Here is a 19,561-nt window from a genome sequence, read left to right as displayed (position 1 = left end):
CCTGAGTTGCGAACACCTCACCGAGGAGCGCTGATGCTGTACTCGACCGTCACCCCGTCGGAGAAGCGGCGCCTGTTCCGCGAGCGGCTCGCGAGCGGGGAGCTGCTCCGCTTCCCCGGTGCGTTCAACCCGCTGAGCGCACGCCTGATCGAGCAGAAGGGCTTCGACGGCGTCTACATCTCCGGCGCCGTGCTCTCGGCCGATCTGGGTCTCCCCGACATCGGCCTCACCACGCTCACCGAGGTCGCCGGTCGGGCGAAGCAGATCGCCCGCATGACCGACCTCCCCGCGATCGTCGATGCCGACACCGGCTTCGGCGAACCGATGAACGTCGCCCGCACGATCCAGGAGCTCGAGGATGCGGGCCTCGCGGGCACGCACATCGAGGACCAGATCAACCCGAAGCGCTGCGGTCACCTCGACGGCAAATCCGTGGTCGACGAGGACACGGCGATCAAGCGCATCCGTGCCGCCGCCGACGCCCGTCGCGACGAGAACTTCCTCCTCATGGCGCGCACCGACATCCGGGCGGTGGAAGGGCTGGACGCGGCGATCGACCGCGCCAAGGCACTGGTGGATGCGGGCGCCGACGCGGTGTTCCCGGAGGCGATGCGCACGCTCGCGGAGTTCGAGGCGATGGCCGAGGCACTCGACGTGCCGATCCTCGCGAACATGACCGAGTTCGGCAAGAGCGAGCTGTTCTCCGTGGATCAGCTGCGCGACGCCGGGGTCAACCTCGTCATCTGGCCGGTGTCGCTGCTGCGCATCTCGATGGGGGCCGCGGGCCGTGCGCTCGATACGCTGAACGAAGAGGGGCACCTGACCTCGAAGATCGGCGAGATGCAGCACCGCGCCGATCTCTACGACCTGATCGACTACGAGTCGTACAACCATTTCGACTCCGGTGTCTTCAACTTCACCATCACGAAGGAGTGACCATGACCGAGCCGGACATCAAGAAGGGCCTCGCGGGGGTCGTCGTCGACACGACCGCGATCTCGAAGGTCAACCCCGAGACGAACAGTCTGCTGTACCGCGGCTATCCGGTGCAGGAGCTCGCGGACACGCAGCCGTTCGAAGCGGTCGCATACCTGCTCTGGAACGGCGAACTGCCGACGCCCGAGGAGCTGGCGGCGTTCCGCGTGGAGGAGCGCAGACACCGCGCGCTCGCCGACAACGTCAAGGCCGCGATCGACCTGGTCCCGCTCGACGCGCACCCGATGGACGAGGTGCGCACCGCGGTGAGCCTGATCGGTGCTTCCGACCCGGGCGCCGGCGGCTCGGTGCTCGACGCCGGGGGCAGCCCGGAGCAGAACCTCGAGCGCAGCATCCGCCTCTTCGCCGCGCTCCCGGCGATCGTCGCCTACGGGCAGCGTCGTCGTCGTGGCCAGGAGCTCATCGCCCCCCGAGACGACCTCGACTACTCCGCGAACTTCCTCTGGATGACGTTCGGCGAGGAAGCGGATGACGTCGTCGTGGATGCGTTCAATCGCTCGATGATCCTGTACGCGGAGCACTCCTTCAACGCCTCGACGTTCACCGCACGCGTGATCACCTCGACCCTGAGCGACATCTACTCCGCGGTCGTCGGAGCCATCGGCGCGCTCAAGGGCCCGCTGCACGGTGGCGCCAACGAAGCGGTCCTGCACATCTTCGACGACATCGGCACCGCAGACAATGTCGTGCCGTGGCTCGACAAGGCACTCGCCGAGAAGCGCAAGATCATGGGCTTCGGGCATCGGGTCTACAAGAAGGGTGATTCCCGGGTGCCGACCATGAAGGCGGCGCTCGACACCCTCGTGGAGCACTACGATCGCGCCGACGTGGCCGAGCTGTACGACACCCTCGAGTCGGAGTTCGTGGCGCGCAAGGGCATCTATCCGAACCTCGACTATCCGTCGGGCCCTGCCTACAACCTGATCGGTTTCGACACGCTCACCTTCACGCCGCTGTTCGTCGCGGCGCGAGTGACGGGCTGGACCGCGCACGTGATCGAGCAGGCGGGATCGAACGCGCTGATCCGTCCGCTGTCGCACTACGACGGCCCGGACGAGCGCCACGTCGAGGGCTGAGAGCCCCCGCCCGCGATTCGAGCTCAGAGGGCGACGGTCACAGGGCGGGATCGGGGTGAGCGGTGCGCCCGGGGAAGCCCGTCGACTCGCGTCTGACGATGCGGAACCCCGGCTTCACCGTGCGCGGCGAGCGACGACCGCCCTTCTCCTCGATGCGCTCGATGAGCAGGTCCACGGCTGCCACCGCGATCTGTGTGCGCCCGGCGTCGACGCTGGACATGGAGGGGATCGAGAACTTGGCCTCGTCGATGTCGTCGAACCCGATCACCGCGACGTCCTCGGGGACGCGCAACCCCGCCTCGCCCAGCGCGCGGAGCGCCCCCAGACCGAGGGCGTCGTTGAGGGCGAAGACCCCGTCGAACGCCACCCCTTCGCTGATCAGCTCGCGGATCGCCAGGAGACCTCCGCTGCGACTCCAGTGCGCGCTCGTGCGGATGAGCCGTGGGTCGACCTCGAAGCCGGCCTCGAGGAACGCCTCCCGATAGCCGGCGAGTCGCAGCTTCGCCGAGCTGGTGCCAGGCGTCTCTTCCTCTTCTGCGCCGACGAGGGCGATGCGCCGGCGCCCGATGTCGAGGAGATGCTCCACCGCAGCTCTGGCTGCGGAGGTGTTGTGCATGGCGACGTGGTCTGTCGGGCCGTCGAAGATGCGCTCACCGAGGAGGACGAGGGGGAAGCCCGTGTCCAGAGCATCGGCATCGGGCTGGCCCAGTGCCACGGGGCTGAACAGCAGTCCGTCGGTGAGACGCAGACGCCCTCCGGTGATCACCTGCAGTTCGCGGTCCCTGTCGCCGCTGGTCTGCTCGACGACGACACCGAGCCCCCGGTCGTCGGCGGCACGGATGACCGCATCCGCCAGCTCGGCGAAGTAGTTCTCGCTCAGAGCGGGAACGGCGAGGCCGATGACACCCGTGCGGCCGGAGCGAAGGCCGCGTGCCGACAGATTCGGCCGGTAGCCCAGTTCATCGATGGCCGTCTGCACACGTTCGCGGGTCTGCGCGCTCACATGCGGATAGTCGTTGATGACGTTCGAGACGGTCTTGATGGAGACTCCGGCGAGGCGCGCGACGTCGTGCATCGTCGGATCCATCGGGCCTCACCAATCGCCGTGTGTCACGCCAGCGCGCTCCCCTCACTCTAACGTCGTGCGCAGAGTGCGGGCGGGAGAGGAATGCTCTCCCGCCCGCACCCGAATCGTCGGCTGCTACTGACCGAGCTCGTTCTGAAGGTCGGTCTGCGCCTGATCGAGAGCCTCCTCCGCGGGCGTGCCGTTCTCGTAGATCTCGTTGAGCGTGACCGTGCGGAACTGGTTGTCGACCGTGGGGAGGGACGGGTTGGAGAACGACTCGAAGTGACCGATCCCGTCCTTCACCGAGTTCAGCACGTCGAACAGGTTCGTCTGGAAGTACTGGTTGAACTTGTTGTCCGGGTTCTTCGTGACCTTCTCGTCTTCCCAGACCGACATGTTCACGGGATCAAAGCCCAGCTCCTCCCACACCTTCACGTTCGCTTCCAGCGACAGCTTGCTGTAGGCCGCGAACTCGCTGGCGATCTCCTTCTTCCCGCTGCCGGCCATCACGGCGGTGCCGGTGCCACCGCCGCCGATGGTCAGCACCTCGGAGCCCTCGATCTGCGGAGCGGGAGCGATCGCGATCTTCCCCGCGAGATCCGGCATGTAGTCGACGAAACGCGAGGTGTACCACGCGGGGTAGACGACGGCGGCGTAGTCGCCGTCGTTGATGGCGCCGAAGGCCTCCTCGCTGTCCGGGCTGCCACCGGGGATCGTCGAGATCGCTCCCGACTCCTTCATGTCCTGGAACATCTCCATCGTGTCGACGACCTCGGGGCTGTTCACGTCGACGTCCCCCCGCCCGTCCTCGGTGAAGAGCTGACCGCCGTTCTGTGCGATCGCGAGCGGCTCGGTGAAGAAGATGCTCGTGCTGGCGACGCCGAACGCCTTCCCGGTCGCCGCGGAGTACTCGGTGCCGGCGGCGGCGAAGTCGTCCCAGGTCTCGATCGTCGTGTAGTCGATCCCGGCGCTCTCGAGGAGTTCGGTGTTGTAGAAGCTCACGAAGGCGCCGACGTGGGTCGGGAAGCCGTAGATCTTGCCGTTCCTGCTGTAGAGGTCGAGCCGGGCCTGCACGATGTCGTCGGTGTAGGGCGCGGCGACCTCCGTCAGATCCGCCAACGGCGGGTTGTCGCCCTTGACGAAATTCGCGAATTTACCGACCTCGATGTCGGCCAGGTCGGGGAGGCCCTCCCCGGAGTTCACGGCGAGCAGGAGCTTGTCGTGCATGTCCTGGTAGGGGTAGACGGTGATGTTCAGGTCGATGGCCTTGTCGGGGTTCTCCTTGTTCCAGCTCTCGGCCATCTGCTCGTAGACCTGGCCGTGGAGCTCGGCGAAGACCCACATGTCCAGTGTGGTGGTGCCGTCGGCGTTCGCGCCGTCGTCCTGCGGGGTGCCGCTCGCGCAGGCGGACAGAGCGCCGACCGTCACTGCTGCCACGGTCGCCGCGGTCAGAATCCTTCGGAATCGCATGGTCATACTCCTGACTGTGTGGGGGATACGGGGAGAGGAAGGTTCGGTGTCAGCCCTTGACCGCACCGGCGGTCATGCCCTGCACGAAGAACCGTTGGAACGCGAGGAAGAGGATGAGGAGGGGGATCAGGGAGAAGAACGAGCCGATGATCAGCAGCTCGTAGTTGTTGCCGTACGGCGTGAGCAGCGTGTTCAGGCCGATGGGCAGGATGAACTTGTCCGGCGAGCGCAGAACCAGCAGCGGCCAGAGGAAGTTGTTCCAGATGATCATGCTGTTGAGGATCGCCATCGCCGCGAACGCCGGTTTGGCGATCGGTGCCACCAGACGGAAGAAGATGCCGAACTCCGACACTCCGTCCATGCGACCGGCCTCGAGGATCTCCTTCGGGATGCCGAGGAAGTACTGCCGGAAGAAGAAGATCGTGACCGCCTGGGCGAGGAACGGGAGGACGACGATCCAGTACTGGTCCGTGGCGCGCATGTCGTTCACCTGGACGTACAGCGGCAGCATGAGCATCTCGAACGGGATCGTCATGAGGATGATCACGAGGATGAAGCCGAGGCTCTTGCCGCGGAACTCGTACATCGCGAACCCGTAGGCGACGAACGAGCTCACGAGGAGAGTGCCCACCAATTGCACGACCGTGAGCACGAGACTGTTCCAGAACCATTGGAAGTACAGGCCGGAATCGGTGAAGAGCATCACGTAGTTGTCGAAGCTCAGTGTCGACCAGTCGGTCGAGAACGAGATCCCGTTGCGGATGACGTCGTTGCCGTCCTGAAAGGTTCCGAAGACGATCGCGAGCACCGGGACGAGCGAGACGAGAGCGATGAGGATCAGGAAGCCGCTCTGTATCAGCCCCGCCGTGCGACGCGACATCCGTGGTCGTGTGCGGGCGGCAGGCGGCGTCGCGGAGGTCTGGTACATCATCGAGCCGACTCCTTCTTCAACGTGCCCGTGGCGATGAGCTGAGTGAGATTGATCGCGAGGACCAGCACGAGGAGCACGACGCCCACGGCGGAGGCGAAGCCGAGGTCATTGTCCTGGATGCCCTTGCGATAGAGGTAGCCGACGATCGTCAGGCCCTGGTTGTTCGGTGAGTTGTTGCCGGCGTAGAGCATGAAGCTCTCGAGGAACATGGCCAGACCGCCGTACACGCTGATCGTGGTGACGTAGACGATGGTGGGCTTCAGCCCCGGCAGGGTGACGTTGAAGAACTGCTGGACCTTGCTCGCACCGTCGATCGACGCCGCCTCGTAGTACTCGGTCGGGATCGCCTGCATGCCGGCGAGGAAGTACATCGTGTTCACGCCGGCCCATCTCCACAGCGCCAGGAGGAGCAGTGCCGCGAGACCGGTGAGGTCTTCGCGCAGCCAGCGGACGGGCCCGAAGCCGAAGAACTCGACGACCTGGTTCATCAGACCCGAGTCGGTCTCGGAGAACATCAGTCGGAAGATGATGCCGGCGACCACGACGGACGTCAGCGCGGGGATGAAGAGCGAGGACTTGAAGAAGTCCTTGATGCGGCTGCTGCCCAGTCGGGAGTTGATGATCGCCGCCAGCACCATCGGGATCGGGACGAGGATGACCAGGGTGAGGAGCATGTAGCGGATGCTGTTGAACATGGCCTTCCAGAACACCTGGTCGCGCCAGAGCCGCTCGTAGTTCTCCGTACCGATGAACGTGGCCTGACCGTAGAGCACCTCCTGGAAGCTCATCGTCACCGATCGGCCGACGGGAACCAGCCAGAACACGAGCACCGTGAGCACGAAGGGCAGGATGAACAGGTAGGGAGCGAGACGCTGGTTGTCGAGCAGTTTCTTCATGCGCCGCGACCCCTTCTCAGCGTTCCAGAATTCACAACGATGTAAACAGGCTGACAGTGCGCCGCGTCACCATGTCGGTGATGCGTCCTCGTGAGGCCGTGGGGGCGTCGCGCTGGTTCTCGATCAGTCATGGCAGCTTTCTTCCTCGAACTCATGCCTGGGTGGCGTTTCTCGCCGGAGCTTCGGGTGGCGCGGAGATGTCGACGCTCCATGAACGGGGTCGTTTGCTCCGCCTCCACCTGTCTTCGCTGAACAGGTTATGCTCCTGCCGACAGATTTACAACGTTGTATATTGGTGACGCACACGTCCTCACTCGGAAGAGCACCCATGCCATCGGCCCATCTGACCATCGACCCGCACTTCGTGACCGGGCGCATTCAGCGTCGACTGTTCGGCGGCTTCGTCGAACATCTCGGCCGCCACGTCTACGACGGAATCTATGAACCCGGTCATGAGGCCGCGGATGCGGAGGGGTTCCGCCGTGATGTCATCGACCTCGTCCGAGAACTCGGCGTCTCGACCATCCGCTATCCCGGCGGCAACTTCGTTTCGGGGTTCCGATGGGAAGACTCGGTCGGCCCTCGTGAACAGCGGCCCCGGCGCCTCGACCTCGCCTGGCACTCGACCGAGACGAACGAGGTCGGGCTCCATGAGTTCGCCTCGTGGCTCGACAAGGTGGGCAGCGACCTCATGATGGCGGTCAACCTCGGCACCCGGGGGACGCTGGAGGCACTGGATCTTCTCGAGTACGCGAACATCCGAGGAGGGACGGCGTTGAGTGAGCGGCGTCGAGAGAACGGGCGTGACGAGCCGTTCGGTGTCGAGATGTGGTGCCTGGGCAACGAGATGGACGGTCCGTGGCAGCTCGGCCATCGCTCTGCGGACGACTACGGCAAGGTCGCCTCGCAGGCGGCCAAGGCCATGCGACAGATGGACCCCGATGTCACGCTCGTCGTCTGCGGGTCATCGAGCCGGCACATGCCCACGTTCGGTGAATGGGAGCGCGTCGTGCTCGGGCACACCTACGACGACGTCGACTACATCTCCTGCCACGCCTACTACGAGGAGAAGGACGGAGACCTCGACTCGTTCCTCGCGTCCGCCGTCGATATGGATCGCTTCATCGAGTCGGTGGTGGCGACGGCTGATCACGTCGGGGCCGTACGGGGCAGCACGAAGAAGATCGATCTCTCCTTCGACGAGTGGAACGTCTGGTACCTCGACCGGTTCCGCGACGTGGACAAGATCTCCGGCATCGACAACTGGCCGATCGCTCCGCGTCTGCTGGAGAACGTGTACTCGGTCGTCGACGCGGTCGTCTTCGGCAACCTCCTCATCTCGCTGATCAAGCATGCCGATCGGGTCACGAGCGCATCGCTGGCGCAGTTGGTGAATGTGATCGCGCCCATCATGACCGAGCCGGGCGGGCCCGCGTGGAGGCAGACCACGTTCTACCCCTTCTCGATCACGTCGCGCCTGGCCCAGGGGGACGCGCTCGAGCTCAAGCTCGACGCGCCCTCCTACCGCACCGCGCTGTATGGCGAAGTGCCACTCGTCGACGCGGTGGCGACGCACGAGTCCGAGACCGGGCGCTCTGCCGTCTTCCTGGTGAATCGGAGCACGACGGAGGCGATCACGGTCACCGTGGACATCGCTGGACTCGGCGACGTCGGGGTGTGCGAGGCCCACACCCTGAGCGATGACGACGTGTACGCCGTGAACACGCTCGCCGACCCGGAGCGCGTCACCGTCCGCGACAACGACACGGTCGCCCTCGAAGGAGGACTGCTCACGGTGACTCTGCCGCCCGTGTCCTGGTCCGCCATCGCTCTGGGCTGAGCTCGCCGGCCCGACGTCCGAGACGGGGTGATCGCGTTCCGAGTGCGCAGGGGTCTCGTCAGCGTGTGAGCCAGCTCCGCAGGGACCGCGTCACGAAGGGCAGCACCCAGTACGCCATGATCGGGGTGAGGACGAGAGTCGTGACGAGCACCCTCAGCCAGATCGGGAGACCGTCCCAGCCGGGAACGGGACTCAGGGCGTAGGTGAAGGCCAGGTTGACCGGGAAGAAGCCCAGCCAGATCGAGGTCGCCTGCTTCCACCGCGGAGGCGCGGGCGCGACGGTGACCGTGGCGGTGCCGCCCTCGGAGGACGGGAGCGTGATGGTCCCGGTGGTCGGCTCGTCGAACCAGCCCTCGATGCCGGTACGCCGTTTCGAACGCTCGCTCCGCACGAAGCCCTCGCCCATCGACAGCCACCAGGTGCGTTCGGCCGACTGCTCCCACGCGACCAGCGACTCCTCGCTCGCGAAGCGGTAGAGCATGTGCCACACCTGCGAGTCCTCGCCGGCGCGCACCCAGCCGGAGCCGAGGAAGCCCGGATACTTCGTCGCGAGGTTCACCCCCGTCTGCACCCAGGCGGTCGCCTCGGTGATGCGGCCGGGGTCGACCTCGCGGCGGATGGACACGGTGACGGGCTCGGACATGATGCGGTCCTCGGAGAACGGACGCCCGGGGTCGGGGCGTCGAAGCGGATGCGCAAGGGGTGGCAGCGCACGGTCGATTCTAGGTCGAACGCCCCAGGGATGCCGCCTCCACGAAGAGGACCCCCGCCGACCCGATTCGGCGGGGGTCTCGCGGCGTGGGAGCCGCGACGGGAGCGAGAGTGCTCACCGTGCGCGCGGTAGACGTGACACCCGATCCGGTCTGAGTCTCTGTCCGCGCATCTGCAGTTGTACCCGGGGGAGATGGCCGGCCGGTGAACGCGGTGCGAACAACCCCGACGGATGAGAAGACCCACGCGGGAGAAAATGCTAGGATGTCCTAGTAAATCTCCGGAGGCCAGAGTAAACTCCTCAATGTGCCAATGTCGGCACGGAGGGATGTCACACAATGACTCGTACCATCGCCCACTTCGTAGGCGGATCGCTTCTCACTCCCGACTCCGGTCGCTTCGCCGATGTGTTCGATCCGAGCACCGGTGCCGTGCAGGCGCGGGTGCCGCTGGCGTCGGCCGAGGAGGTCCGCCGGGTGATCGCCAACGCCGAGGAGGCCCAGGTCGCCTGGGCCGCGACCAACCCGCAGAAGCGTGCGCGGGTGCTGCTGCGCTTCCTCGACCTGGTGCAGCGCGAGATGACGCCGCTCGCCGAGCTCCTCGCGAGCGAACACGGCAAGACGGTCGACGATGCCAAGGGCGACATCCAGCGCGGTCTCGAAGTCATCGAGTTCTCCGCCGGGGCTCCGCACCTGCTCAAGGGTGAGTACTCCACGGGCGCGGGGACCGGAATCGACGTCTACTCGATGCGGCAGCCCCTGGGCGTGGTCGCCGCGATCACCCCTTTCAACTTCCCCGCCATGATCCCCCTGTGGAAAGCGGGGCCCGCGCTCGCGGCGGGGAACGCCGTCGTGCTCAAGCCCAGCGAGCGCGATCCCTCGGTGCCGGTGCGCCTCGCCGAGCTCTTCCTCGAAGCGGGACTTCCCGCCGGGGTGCTCAACGTCGTGCACGGTGACAAGGAGGCGGTCGACGCGCTGCTCACCGATGACCGCATCCGGGCCGTCGGGTTCGTCGGGTCCACACCGATCGCCGAGTACATCTATGGCACCGCGACGGCTCACGGCAAGCGGGCGCAGTGCTTCGGCGGAGCCAAGAACCACATGATCGTGATGCCGGACGCCGACCTCGACCAGGCGGTGGATGCGCTCATCGGTGCGGGCTACGGTTCGGCCGGAGAGCGCTGCATGGCGATCTCGGTGGCCGTTCCGGTCGGACAGGAGACGGCCGACGCCCTCGCCGCCAAACTCACCGAACGGGTCGCCCAGCTGCGGGTCGGGCCCTCTCTCGCGGCGGACGTCGACTACGGGCCGCTGGTCACCCGCGCAGCGGTGGAACGGGTCGAGGGGTACATCCAGCAGGGCGTCGACGAAGGAGCGACCCTCCTCGCCGACGGCCGCGGCTTCACCGTTCCCGGTCACGAAGAGGGGTTCTACCTCGGACCGACCCTGTTCGACCACGTCACGACCGAGATGGCGATCTATCGGGAAGAGATCTTCGGCCCGGTGCTCGTGATCGCCCGTGCTGCCGACTACGAAGAGGCGCTGCGCATGGCCTCGGAGCACGAGTACGGCAACGGCGTCGCGATCTTCACGCGCGACGGTGACGCCGCACGCGACTTCGCCGCCCGCGTCGAGGTCGGGATGGTCGGCGTGAACGTGCCGATCCCGGTGCCGATCGCGTACTACACGTTCGGCGGCTGGAAGCGCAGCGGGTTCGGCGACCTCAACCAGCACGGCACCGACGCCTTCCGGTTCTACACGAAGACCAAGACGGTGACGAGCCGCTGGCCTGCGGCGGGCATCCGTGACGGCGCCAGCTTCGTCATCCCCACCATGCACTGATCCGTACCGTCCGGCACGAAACTCCCACAAGGAACCATGATGACCATGACCACCGTCACCACCACAGCCGAAGAGCGCGAGGCGATCATCGGCGCCGTCCGCGAGTTCGCGGAGACCGAGCTCGCCCCGCACGCCGCGGAGCGCGACGAGAAGCACCTGTTCCCCCGCGAATCGCTGAACCGTGCCGGTGAGCTCGGCCTCGGCGGCATCTACGTGGACGAGGAGTTCGGCGGCACCGGCCTCAGCCGCCTCGACACCGTCGCGATCTTCGAGGAGCTCGCGAAGGGCGATCCTGCGGTCGCGGCCTACATCTCCATCCACAACATGGTCGTGTGGATGATCGACACGTACGGCGACGATGCGCAGCGTGGGCAGTGGCTGCCGGCGCTCACCTCTATGGCCGAGTTCGGCGGGTACTGCCTGACGGAGCCGGGTGCGGGATCGGACGCCGCGAACATCGCGACGAGCGCGGTCCGAGACGGCGACGACTTCGTACTCACCGGCGTCAAGCAGTTCATCTCGGGCGCGGGCGAGGCCGCCGTCTACGTCGTCATGGCACGTACCGGAGAGCCGGGCGCGCGGGGGATCAGCGCGTTCCTGGTGCCGGGCGACGCCGAGGCGTTGAGCTTCGGGGCGCCGGAGAAGAAGATGGGCTGGCATGCGCAGCCGACCCGCCAGGTGATCCTCGACGGCGTGCGGGTTCCGGCCTCCGCCATGCTCGGCGACGAAGGGCGTGGGTTCGCCATCGCGATGTCGGCCCTCAACGGAGGTCGGCTCAACATCGCGGCCTGTTCGCTGGGCGGCGCGCAATGGGCGCTCGACAAGGCCGTGCAGTACGTGCACGAGCGGATGGCCTTCGGAGAGCCGCTCGCCGAGAAGCAGGCGATCCTGTTCGCGATCGCCGACATGCGCACCGACCTGCACGCCGCACGCCTCATGGTGCGCGACGGCGCGCAGGCGGTCGATGAGCATGCACCCGACGCGACGATGCGCTGTGCGATGGCCAAGCGCTTCGCGACCGATGCAGGATTCGACGTCGCGAACCGGGCACTGCAGCTCCACGGCGGCTACGGGTATCTGCAGGACTACGGCATCGAGAAGGTGGTCCGTGACCTGCGCGTGCATCAGATCCTGGAAGGGACCAACGAGATCATGCGGCTCATCGTCGGTCGCGAGATGCTGCGACCTGCGGGTTCCGCCTCCCTCCAGCGCGGCGGCGGAGACCAGATGCGGAGCGGGTCATGACTCGCGTAGCCTTCCTCGGTCTCGGGCACATGGGCCTCCCCATGGCCAGGAACCTCGTCGCCGCCGGTCATGAGGTGCACGGCTTCGACCTGGTGCCCGCCGCCGTCGAGACGGCGCAGGCGGCGGGGATCCCGGTTGCGGCGAGTGGAGCGGATGCGGTGGCCGAAGCGGACGTCGTCATCACGATGTTCCCTGCCGGAAAGCACGTGATCGAGGCGTATCGCACCGAACTGCTCGCCGCTGCGCGTCCGGGTACTCTCTTCATCGAGTCGTCCACGATCGCCGTCGATGAGGCGAGAGCGGCCCACGCGCTCGCGCTCGCCGCGGGGCACCGCAACATCGATGCCCCGGTCTCGGGAGGTGTGGTGGGTGCCGAGAACGGCACGCTCGCCTTCATGGTCGGTGGCTCGGACGAGGACTTCGCCGCAGCGCTGCCGCTGCTGGAGGTCATGGGCAAGCGCATCGTGCACTGCGGCGGGCCCGGGCTGGGCCAGGCGGCGAAGGTCTGCAACAACATGGTGCTCGCGGTCTCGCAGATCGCGGTGGCCGAGGCGTTCGTGCTGGGGGAGCGACTGGGCCTCGAGCACCAAGCGCTGTTCGACGTCGTGTCGCAGGCATCCGGCCAGTGCTGGTCGATCACGACGAACTGCCCCGTTCCCGGCCCGGTTCCCACGAGTCCGGCCAACCGGGACTATCAGCCGGGCTTCGCCGGGGCGCTGATGGCGAAGGACCTCGGCCTCGCGCTGCAGGCGATCGAACAGACATCGACCGACGCCAAGATGGGCCGTCTGGCGCAGGAGCTCTATGCCGCCTTCGCCGCCGGTGACGGTGCGACGCGGGACTTCTCGGGCATCATCACGGATATTCGCGACGATCGCGTGTGAGCACTGCGTTCGAATCGCGCAACTGGTTCCAGTCGCGGTGCGCACGGAGTCATTTGCGTGATTCGAAGGCCAGGGTGAATGCTGAAAGAGATCCGACGGAGAGGGCGACATGACCGAATACGAGACGATCCTGGTCGAGCAGCGCGGACGAGTGGGGTGGATCACCCTGAACCGACCCGGCGCGCTGAACGCGTTGAACAGCCGACTCGCGGAGGAGGTCACCGCGGCCGCCGTCGCCTTCGACACGGACGACGCTGTCGGCGCCATCGTGGTGACCGGGTCCGAGAAGGCGTTCGCGGCCGGCGCCGACATCAAGGAGATGGAGAGCATGTCCGCGGCGGAGATGCTCGAGACCGACCACTTCGGCGCCTGGCATGACTTCGCCGCGGTGCGCACCCCCGTGATCGCGGCGGTCTCCGGCTTCGCCCTGGGCGGTGGCTGCGAGCTCGCGATGATGTGCGACATCATTCTCGCCGCGGACAACGCGAAGTTCGGCCAACCGGAGATCAACCTCGGCGTCATCCCCGGGATGGGCGGTACGCAGCGCCTGATCCGTGCGGTCGGCTACTACAAGGCGGCCGAGCTGGTGCTTTCCGGACGTTTCATGGGGGCGGAGGAAGCCGAGCGCGCAGGTCTCGTGTCGCGCGTCGTTCCGGCATCCGAGCTCCTCGCCGAGGCGGCGACGCTCGCCGACTCCATCGCCGCGAAGTCGCTGCCGTCCGTCTATGCGGCGAAGGCCGCGCTGGATGCGGCGATGGAGACGACCCTCGCCGACGGCCTCGCGCACGAGAAGCAGGCCTTCGCCGCGCTGTTCGACACCGCCGACCAGAAGGAAGGGATGTCGGCGTTCCGGGAGAAGCGCTCGCCGGACTTCCAGAACCGCTAGGTGCTCGTTCGCAACTCCTCAGAAAGGAGTGCGTCGCGCGGGAAACGCCGCTTCGCGCGGTGCTCGTCGGAGATTCCTGAGGAGTTGTGAACGCCCTCAGCCGGAGAGGGCGTCGAGGACCTTCGCGATCCGACCCTTGGCTGTTGGACGTGTGCAAGGCTGCAAGTGGAAATGACGCGATCTGCATCAGTATCTTCGTCGTCGGCGGAGTCGCATGCTGGGGGTAATGACATGGGATTGAAACAGAACATCCGCGATACTCGTACCCGTTGGCTCACACTCGGCACACTTGCTTCCTCGGCGCTCACATTCCTCGGAGTGGTGCTCGCGATCACCACCATCATCGTCGGGCCGGGGGACGCAAACTCCCTGACAACCCTCGCGACCGTGCTGATCGTGATCGGAAGCATCGGTAGCGTCCTCGGCGCCATCATGCTCAACCATCGCTCCATGAGCATCCGCCCGTAGCGCTCGGTCACGGTCGGCCGACCGTCACCGACTCGCGTTGCCCCGCCCCGGGACGGCGGGGATCGCAACTCCTCAGAAAGGAGTGCGTCGCGCGGGAAACGCCGCTTCGCGCGGTGCTCGTCGGAGATTCCTGAGGAGTTGTGAACGCCCTCAGCCGGAGAGGGCGTCGAGGACCTTCGCGATCCGGCGTTCGCGCGTCGCGTCCTGTTTGGCCTCGGACACGCTCCGCGCGTGCTCCTTGCGTACGGAGTACGACAGTGCGTCGAAGCGTGCCCGCGCGGCAGGGTCGGCGTCCAGGGCTGCAGCGAGTTCGGTGGGGATGTCGACGGTGCGCTCGGCTGAATCCACCCGGATCACGGCATCGATCTCCTGCCCGATCTCCAGCCCGAGTTCGGTGCGGACGGCCTTGCTGAACCCGATCAGGTTCTCGTCGCCCATCCGCGCCAGTCGCAGGCGGGCGGTGCGTCCGTCGATGGTGACGGCGACCGGGAAGGTCTTCCCGGCACCGAACGACGCGACCTGCTCGTCCGTGAGCAGGATCGCCGCGGCGGGGCCGCGGCCGGTGAGGACGGTGTGCAGACGCAGTTCGCTCATGCCGACAGGGTACGCCCCGGGTCCTCGATCTCGGCGGCCAGAATCGTGTTGCGTTCGCTGATCAGGCGGCGCATGTACGCGCCGAGGAACAGGGCGTCGACGATCCGGCCGAGCGGACCGAAGGGCGACCGGAACGTCACCGTGTCCCGCATGAGCGTGCCGGACGGATGCGCAACGAACCGGTGCTCGTGCAGGAACGCCGCGAACGGGCCGGCGATCTGCCGGTCCGAGAAGCCGTGGGGCGGATCGATGTCGAACACGACGGAACGCAACCGGAACGGGACGCCGAAATGACGTGCCCGCCACGTCACGGTCGACTCCTCCGTGAACGATCCCCCCGCCGGTGCCTCCACCATCGACTCGCCGTGTCGAGCCATCGAGCGGACGTGCAGCTCAGGGTCCAGCGATGCGGCGAACACGGCAGCGGGTGGTGCGGCGATGAGCGTCTCGAGGACGAACCGGGGCATGTCAGAGCGGCTCGGGATGCGGGCGAGGGTCCGCGAAGTCGCCTGCGGCTTTGCGGAGCCGTGCGACGATCGCGACGAGTTCCGCGGCGTCGTCTCCGCTCATGCCGGGATCGACGAAGACCTCGGAGTTCAGGGACCGGGTGGCGCGTTCGACCAGTTCCCGCCCGGCATCCGTGAGGGCGAGGAGCGCGGCCCGACCGTCGTGCGGGTGCGGCTCCCGCACCACGAGCCCATCGCGGACCAGTCGCTCCGCCGTGCTCGTGACCGTGGTCGGGTGCACCTGAAGGCGAGCGACGACACTCGACAGGGGGAGGCGTCCGGCGCGGCTGAACGCGAGCAGGCGCAGCACCTCGAACCGGGCGAAGCTGAGTGCGAACGGCTTGAGCGCCGCATCGACGCGGGCGAGCAGGAGCTGTTGGGCCCGCATGACCGAGGTGACGACAGCCATGCCGTCGGCGGCATCCGTCCACCCGTGCGCGATCCACTGCCGCTTGGCCTCGGCGAGCGGGTCAACGGGGAGCGGGCGGGGTCGGGTCACCTCTCTACGGTACCGGCGGCGGCGTGCGGCGGACGGAGCGTGGGGGGATACCGCAGCCCGAGTGTGGGGTATGTATACATTGTCGGGGCAATTCTGGGGTCCTGGCCGTGGTTTCCTCCGCTTTTGGCTACATAGAGACCCATGCGGATAGACTCAGCGTGTCGTGAGGAGCAATCGATGAAGATCTTCGTCTTGGTCAAAGAGGTGCCCGACACCTATGGCGATCGCAAACTGAATCTCGAGACCGGGCTCGCTGATCGCGCCGCCGGAGATGTCGTCCTGGACGAGATCACCGAGCGTGCTCTCGAGGTCGCCCTCAGTTACGCCGACAAGAACGACGGGACCGAGGTCGTCGCCCTCTCGATGGCTCCGGCCGGCTCGACCGCCTCCGTGCGTCGGGCGCTCGCGATCGGCGCCTCGTCGGCAGTGCACATCGCCGATGAGGAACTCGTGGGTGCCGATCTCGGCCTCACCGCCGAAGTGCTGGCCGCCGCGATCCGCCGCGGGAGCCCCGACCTGGTGATCACCGGGAACCTGTCGACCGACGGCTCGGGCGGTGTCATCCCGGCCATGCTCGCCGAGCACCTCGGGTTCGCGCAGGCCACCGCTCTCACGTCGGTCGAGATCACCGAGGACGGCGTCTCCGGGGTCCGCGGTGCGGATGCCGGCAGTCAGCCGATCACGGCGTCGCTGCCCGCAGTGATCTCGATCACCGAGGCGCTCCCCGACGCGCGCTTCCCCAACTTCAAGGGCATCATGGCGGCGAAGAAGAAGCCGCTGGAGGTGCTCTCGCTCGCCGACCTCGAGGTCTCGGCGGATCCGTCCGCAGCGCCGCGAACCATCATGACCGCGGTGTCGGAGAAGCCTCCGCGCGCGGCCGGCGTGAAGATCACCGATGAAGGCGATGCCGCCGACAAGCTCGTCGACTATCTCGTGCAGAACAGGTTGGTGTGAGATGACTTCTTCCGAGAACCCGATCCTCGTCCTCGTCGACGTCGACCCCTCCGGCTACGTCGCGACCAGCACAGCCGCGCTGATCGGTGCCGCGTCGACGGTCGGTACGCCCGTGGCCCTGATCGTCGGCGGCAGCCCTGCGGCGGTCGATCAGGCCGCCGCGGCCGGAGCATCCGTGGTGCTGACGGCCGACGGAGACCCCACCGCGCTGACGGTCCCGATCGTGGACGCGTTGCAGGCTGCGGCAGCCCAGGTGCGACCCGATGCTGTGCTCATCTCGAACTCGATCTCCGGTCGAGACGTGGCGGGACGATTCGCGGTGCGCACGAAGAGCGCGCTGTCGGTCGACGCGGTCGGTGTCTCCCGCGACGAGGAGGGTGTCGTCGCGCACCACTCGGTCTACGGCGGCGCGTATCTGGTCGACTCCGCTCCGACATTCGGAACCCCGGTGATCACGGTGCGTCAGGGCGCGGTCGATGCGCGTGCCGAGGCGGTGCCGTCGCACTCGGTCGAGGTACTCGATGTCACCCCGTCCGGGGTTGTTGCCGCGACGGCAGGTCCGGTCGAAGCGGTCGAGGTCGCCTCCTCCCGCCCTGAGCTGAGGGGTGCCACCCGTGTCGTCTCGGGCGGACGCGGACTCGCCTCCAAGGAGAAGTTCGTGCTCGTCGAGGAGCTCGCCGACGCGCTCGGAGCGGCGGTCGGTGCCTCCCGGGCCGCCGTCGACGCCGGATACATCCCGCAGTCGCACCAGGTCGGACAGACGGGCGTCTCGGTCTCTCCGCAGCTGTATGTCGCTCTCGGCATATCCGGAGCGATCCAGCACCGTGCGGGCATGCAGACGTCGAAGAACATCGTCGCGATCAACAAGGACCCCGAGGCGCCGATCTTCGAGGTCGCGGACTTCGGCATCGTCGGCGACGTGTTCACCGTGGTGCCCCAGGTGATCGCGGCGCTCGAGGCGCGGAAGAACTAGTCATGGCCACGCGGATGCTGCGACGCGGTCTGCCGCGCGTGCCGGGCGGTGACCCCTGGCCCCCTGCGGATGCTGCGGTCGTGGAAGCGGCCGATGCTTCCGGGCCTTCAGGCGGGTCGCTGCCGGAGGCGGCCGTGCCGGTCGCTGAACCCGTCGCGGCCGAGGTCGCGCCGGAGGCGGACGCGCTCGCACCGCGTGCGGGGTCCGTGAACGGAGCCGTCGCGGCGACGACGGGTGTGGTCGCCTCCTCCACCGCGGGCATCCGGCGAGGGCTCCCGCGCGTGCCCGGGGGTGAGCCGTGGCCGCCGGTCAGTGGTGCGCAGGCTCCCGTCGCGGACGAACCAGCCGCGGAGGCGGTGCCCACGCCGGCATCCTCGGTCGCGGCATCCTCGCCTGCGGCATCCGCCTCGGCTGCGGCATCCTCGGCTGCGGCATCCTCGGCTGCGGCATCCGCCCCGGTCGTGTCGGACACCGTGGGCGCTGCTGCTTCGGTGTCGACGCCCGCGCCCGCCGCGAGGCCGGAGACGCACGCCTCCTCTGCGACCGGCGTTCGACGTGGGCTGCCTCGTGTCGTCGGTGGTGAGCCCTGGCCGCCCGCCGGCATCACTCCGATCGTCCCCGCAGCCGCGGCCCCTGTCGACGCTGCTGCCACCGCTTCCGCGCGTCCTGTCGCTGCCGAGCCCCCTGCCTCCGCGGCCGTGCCGGTCCCGGCCACTGCTGTCGCCACCGTCGATACGCCGCTGGCGTGGAAGCGCACGGTGTGGGACGGCCGTGCACCGCGGCACGTGGCTGCGGCCCCGGAGCCCGCACGTCGTCGTCCGACCTGGACCCAGGCGATCGCCGTCCTGTTCGGGGCCGCTGCGCTCGGAGTGCTCGCCGGAGCCGCGATCGCGCTGGTGCGCACGCTCCTGAGCTTCCCGTTCATGCAGGACTTCCTCGCGGCCTTCCCCGGTGAGTACGAGCCGGCTATCGAGGTCGCGCCCGGATTCGCACCGTGGGTGAACTGGGCGCACTTCTTCAACATGTTCCTGATGGTGCTCATCATCCGCTCCGGACTGCAGGTGCGCACGGAGAAGCGTCCGACGGTCTTCTGGACGCCCCGCGGCAATGCGAAGGGCAAGATCAGCCTGAACCTGTGGTTCCACCAGGCGCTCGACATCCTGTGGCTCGTGAACGGCGTCATCTTCGTGGTGCTGCTGTTCGTCACCGGGCACTGGGTGCGCATCGTGCCGACGAGCTGGGAGGTCTTCCCGAACGCACTGTCGGCGGCCCTGCAGTATGTCTCCTTCGACTGGCCGCATGAGAACGGCTGGAACAACTACAACAGCCTGCAACAGCTCGCGTACTTCGCGACCGTGTTCATCGCGGCTCCCCTCGCGGCGATCACCGGTTTCCGGATGTCGGGGCTGTGGCCGAAGAAGGCCGAGAAGCTGTCGAAGGCATATCCGGTCGAATGGGCTCGTGCCCTGCACTTCCCGATCATGCTGTACTTCGTGGCGTTCATCATCGCGCACGTGGCGCTGGTGATGCTGACCGGATTCCTGCGCAACCTGAACCACATGTTCGCCGCGCAGGATGCCGCCACCTGGACGGGATTCTGGGTCTTCGTCGTCTCGATCGTCGTGATCGCCATCGGCTGGGCGGCCGCTCGTCCGCTGGTGCTCGCTCCGATCGCGAAGGTCTTCGGAAAGGTCTCGGGGCGCTGACACGACGAGGTTGACGCAG

19 protein-coding genes are annotated in these 19,561 nt (G+C 67.3%); 11 read left to right on the top strand and 8 right to left on the bottom strand.

What is annotated here, in order from left to right:
* Positions 1-33 precede the first annotated feature (33 nt).
* Both prpB and FGL91_RS02380 read left to right on the top strand, forming a co-directional pair.
* Positions 34-936 carry a methylisocitrate lyase gene (gene prpB, locus FGL91_RS02385; RefSeq protein ID WP_153242958.1) on the top strand — a complete coding sequence of 301 codons (903 nt, stop codon included), beginning with the start codon at positions 34-36 and terminating at the stop codon, positions 934-936.
* A 2-nt stretch (positions 937-938) separates the two neighbouring features.
* Complete coding sequence (locus tag FGL91_RS02380; RefSeq protein WP_047521627.1) at positions 939-2,072, top strand: bifunctional 2-methylcitrate synthase/citrate synthase; 1,134 nt, start codon at positions 939-941, stop codon at positions 2,070-2,072.
* 37 nt (positions 2,073-2,109) lie between these two features.
* Here FGL91_RS02380 and FGL91_RS02375 read toward each other — a convergent pair whose 3' ends face one another.
* From FGL91_RS02375 to FGL91_RS02360, 4 genes are all read right to left on the bottom strand, one after another.
* Positions 2,110-3,159, bottom strand: a complete 1,050-nt coding sequence (locus FGL91_RS02375; RefSeq protein ID WP_153242957.1) for a LacI family DNA-binding transcriptional regulator — start codon at positions 3,157-3,159, stop codon at positions 2,110-2,112.
* Between the two features lie 114 nt (positions 3,160-3,273).
* Positions 3,274-4,614, bottom strand: coding sequence for an ABC transporter substrate-binding protein (locus FGL91_RS02370; protein WP_227991811.1), 1,341 nt, complete (start codon positions 4,612-4,614; stop codon positions 3,274-3,276).
* Positions 4,615-4,657: 43 nt separating this feature from the next.
* On the bottom strand, positions 4,658-5,539 hold the full coding sequence (locus tag FGL91_RS02365; RefSeq protein WP_131493961.1) for a carbohydrate ABC transporter permease: 882 nt from the start codon (positions 5,537-5,539) through the stop codon (positions 4,658-4,660).
* Entirely contained in the window at positions 5,536-6,435 is a 900-nt protein-coding gene (locus FGL91_RS02360) for a carbohydrate ABC transporter permease (protein WP_153242956.1), read from the bottom strand. Before FGL91_RS02360 ends, FGL91_RS02365 begins: the two co-directional genes overlap by 4 nt.
* A 328-nt stretch (positions 6,436-6,763) precedes the next feature.
* Between FGL91_RS02360 and FGL91_RS02355 the strand changes: the two genes are divergently transcribed.
* Positions 6,764-8,275, top strand: a complete 1,512-nt coding sequence (locus FGL91_RS02355) for an alpha-N-arabinofuranosidase (RefSeq protein WP_153242955.1) — start codon at positions 6,764-6,766, stop codon at positions 8,273-8,275.
* A gap of 58 nt (positions 8,276-8,333) precedes the next feature.
* Here FGL91_RS02355 and FGL91_RS02350 read toward each other — a convergent pair whose 3' ends face one another.
* Positions 8,334-8,918 (bottom strand): antibiotic biosynthesis monooxygenase, encoded by a 585-nt coding sequence (locus FGL91_RS02350; protein ID WP_134352303.1) that lies wholly within the window; start codon positions 8,916-8,918, stop codon positions 8,334-8,336.
* 406 nt (positions 8,919-9,324) lie between these two features.
* On the opposite strand from FGL91_RS02350, the gene FGL91_RS02345 reads away from it, so the two are divergent.
* The 5 genes from FGL91_RS02345 to FGL91_RS02325 all read left to right on the top strand — a co-directional run bounded on the left by FGL91_RS02345 (position 9,325) and on the right by FGL91_RS02325 (position 14,310).
* A complete protein-coding gene (locus tag FGL91_RS02345; protein ID WP_131493969.1) occupies positions 9,325-10,827 on the top strand; it encodes a CoA-acylating methylmalonate-semialdehyde dehydrogenase in 1,503 nt (500 codons plus the stop codon).
* Positions 10,828-10,866: 39 nt separating this feature from the next.
* Positions 10,867-12,072 carry an acyl-CoA dehydrogenase family protein gene (locus tag FGL91_RS02340; RefSeq protein WP_153242954.1) on the top strand — a complete coding sequence of 402 codons (1,206 nt, stop codon included), beginning with the start codon at positions 10,867-10,869 and terminating at the stop codon, positions 12,070-12,072.
* Positions 12,069-12,956 carry a 3-hydroxyisobutyrate dehydrogenase gene (mmsB, locus tag FGL91_RS02335; RefSeq protein WP_153242953.1) on the top strand — a complete coding sequence of 296 codons (888 nt, stop codon included), beginning with the start codon at positions 12,069-12,071 and terminating at the stop codon, positions 12,954-12,956. Before FGL91_RS02340 ends, mmsB begins: the two co-directional genes overlap by 4 nt.
* A 109-nt stretch (positions 12,957-13,065) precedes the next feature.
* Positions 13,066-13,842, top strand: coding sequence for an enoyl-CoA hydratase-related protein (locus FGL91_RS02330; RefSeq protein WP_153242952.1), 777 nt, complete (start codon positions 13,066-13,068; stop codon positions 13,840-13,842).
* Positions 13,843-14,073: 231 nt separating this feature from the next.
* Positions 14,074-14,310: a hypothetical protein gene (locus FGL91_RS02325; RefSeq protein WP_153242951.1), complete on the top strand. Its 237-nt coding sequence runs from the start codon at positions 14,074-14,076 to the stop codon at positions 14,308-14,310.
* Positions 14,311-14,460: 150 nt separating this feature from the next.
* Here the strand turns inward: FGL91_RS02325 and FGL91_RS02320 are convergent, their stop codons facing one another.
* Genes FGL91_RS02320 through FGL91_RS02310 form a run of 3 tightly spaced genes read right to left on the bottom strand, consistent with a single transcriptional unit; the run spans position 14,461 to position 15,909 of the window.
* Positions 14,461-14,904, bottom strand: a complete 444-nt coding sequence (locus tag FGL91_RS02320; protein WP_153242950.1) for a YdeI/OmpD-associated family protein — start codon at positions 14,902-14,904, stop codon at positions 14,461-14,463.
* Complete coding sequence (locus tag FGL91_RS02315; RefSeq protein ID WP_153242949.1) at positions 14,901-15,371, bottom strand: SRPBCC family protein; 471 nt, start codon at positions 15,369-15,371, stop codon at positions 14,901-14,903. The genes FGL91_RS02320 and FGL91_RS02315 overlap by 4 nt, the downstream gene beginning before the upstream one ends.
* A 1-nt stretch (position 15,372) precedes the next feature.
* Entirely contained in the window at positions 15,373-15,909 is a 537-nt protein-coding gene (locus FGL91_RS02310; protein WP_047522251.1) for a MarR family winged helix-turn-helix transcriptional regulator, read from the bottom strand.
* A 177-nt stretch (positions 15,910-16,086) separates the two neighbouring features.
* Between FGL91_RS02310 and FGL91_RS02305 the strand changes: the two genes are divergently transcribed.
* The 3 genes from FGL91_RS02305 to FGL91_RS02295 are packed head-to-tail and all read left to right on the top strand — an operon-like array spanning position 16,087 to position 19,542.
* Positions 16,087-16,863, top strand: coding sequence for an electron transfer flavoprotein subunit beta/FixA family protein (locus FGL91_RS02305; protein WP_153242948.1), 777 nt, complete (start codon positions 16,087-16,089; stop codon positions 16,861-16,863).
* A gap of 1 nt (position 16,864) precedes the next feature.
* A complete protein-coding gene (locus tag FGL91_RS02300; protein ID WP_131493985.1) occupies positions 16,865-17,836 on the top strand; it encodes an electron transfer flavoprotein subunit alpha/FixB family protein in 972 nt (323 codons plus the stop codon).
* A gap of 2 nt (positions 17,837-17,838) precedes the next feature.
* The gene (locus tag FGL91_RS02295) at positions 17,839-19,542 is read left to right on the top strand and encodes a cytochrome b/b6 domain-containing protein (RefSeq protein ID WP_194239292.1); all 1,704 of its coding nucleotides are present in this window, start codon (positions 17,839-17,841) and stop codon (positions 19,540-19,542) included.
* The last annotated feature ends 19 nt before the right edge of the window (positions 19,543-19,561 follow it).

The organism is Microbacterium sp. CBA3102, from assembly GCF_007954505.1.
GTDB lineage: Bacteria > Actinomycetota > Actinomycetes > Actinomycetales > Microbacteriaceae > Microbacterium > Microbacterium aurugineum.
The sequence above is the reverse complement of the archived record's forward strand: the minus strand, read 5'-3'. Positions and strand labels throughout refer to the sequence as shown.

Excerpts from the sequence above, each read along its gene's own strand:
- FGL91_RS02330 (WP_153242952.1), top strand. The coding sequence starts at position 13,066 with ATGACCGAATACGAGACGATCCTGGTCGAGCAGCGCGGACGAGTGGGG.
- FGL91_RS02355 (WP_153242955.1), top strand. The coding sequence starts at position 6,764 with ATGCCATCGGCCCATCTGACCATCGACCCGCACTTCGTGACCGGGCGC.
- mmsB (WP_153242953.1), top strand. The coding sequence starts at position 12,069 with ATGACTCGCGTAGCCTTCCTCGGTCTCGGGCACATGGGCCTCCCCATG.
- FGL91_RS02320 (WP_153242950.1), bottom strand. The coding sequence starts at position 14,904 with ATGAGCGAACTGCGTCTGCACACCGTCCTCACCGGCCGCGGCCCCGCC.
- FGL91_RS02325 (WP_153242951.1), top strand. The coding sequence starts at position 14,074 with ATGGGATTGAAACAGAACATCCGCGATACTCGTACCCGTTGGCTCACA.
- FGL91_RS02380 (WP_047521627.1), top strand. The coding sequence starts at position 939 with ATGACCGAGCCGGACATCAAGAAGGGCCTCGCGGGGGTCGTCGTCGAC.
- FGL91_RS02360 (WP_153242956.1), bottom strand. The coding sequence starts at position 6,435 with ATGAAGAAACTGCTCGACAACCAGCGTCTCGCTCCCTACCTGTTCATC.
- FGL91_RS02300 (WP_131493985.1), top strand. The coding sequence starts at position 16,865 with ATGACTTCTTCCGAGAACCCGATCCTCGTCCTCGTCGACGTCGACCCC.
- FGL91_RS02295 (WP_194239292.1), top strand. The coding sequence starts at position 17,839 with ATGGCCACGCGGATGCTGCGACGCGGTCTGCCGCGCGTGCCGGGCGGT.
- FGL91_RS02350 (WP_134352303.1), bottom strand. The coding sequence starts at position 8,918 with ATGTCCGAGCCCGTCACCGTGTCCATCCGCCGCGAGGTCGACCCCGGC.
- FGL91_RS02345 (WP_131493969.1), top strand. The coding sequence starts at position 9,325 with ATGACTCGTACCATCGCCCACTTCGTAGGCGGATCGCTTCTCACTCCC.
- FGL91_RS02365 (WP_131493961.1), bottom strand. The coding sequence starts at position 5,539 with ATGATGTACCAGACCTCCGCGACGCCGCCTGCCGCCCGCACACGACCA.
- FGL91_RS02375 (WP_153242957.1), bottom strand. The coding sequence starts at position 3,159 with ATGGATCCGACGATGCACGACGTCGCGCGCCTCGCCGGAGTCTCCATC.
- FGL91_RS02315 (WP_153242949.1), bottom strand. The coding sequence starts at position 15,371 with ATGCCCCGGTTCGTCCTCGAGACGCTCATCGCCGCACCACCCGCTGCC.
- FGL91_RS02305 (WP_153242948.1), top strand. The coding sequence starts at position 16,087 with ATGAAGATCTTCGTCTTGGTCAAAGAGGTGCCCGACACCTATGGCGAT.
- FGL91_RS02370 (WP_227991811.1), bottom strand. The coding sequence starts at position 4,614 with ATGACCATGCGATTCCGAAGGATTCTGACCGCGGCGACCGTGGCAGCA.
- FGL91_RS02340 (WP_153242954.1), top strand. The coding sequence starts at position 10,867 with ATGACCATGACCACCGTCACCACCACAGCCGAAGAGCGCGAGGCGATC.
- prpB (WP_153242958.1), top strand. The coding sequence starts at position 34 with ATGCTGTACTCGACCGTCACCCCGTCGGAGAAGCGGCGCCTGTTCCGC.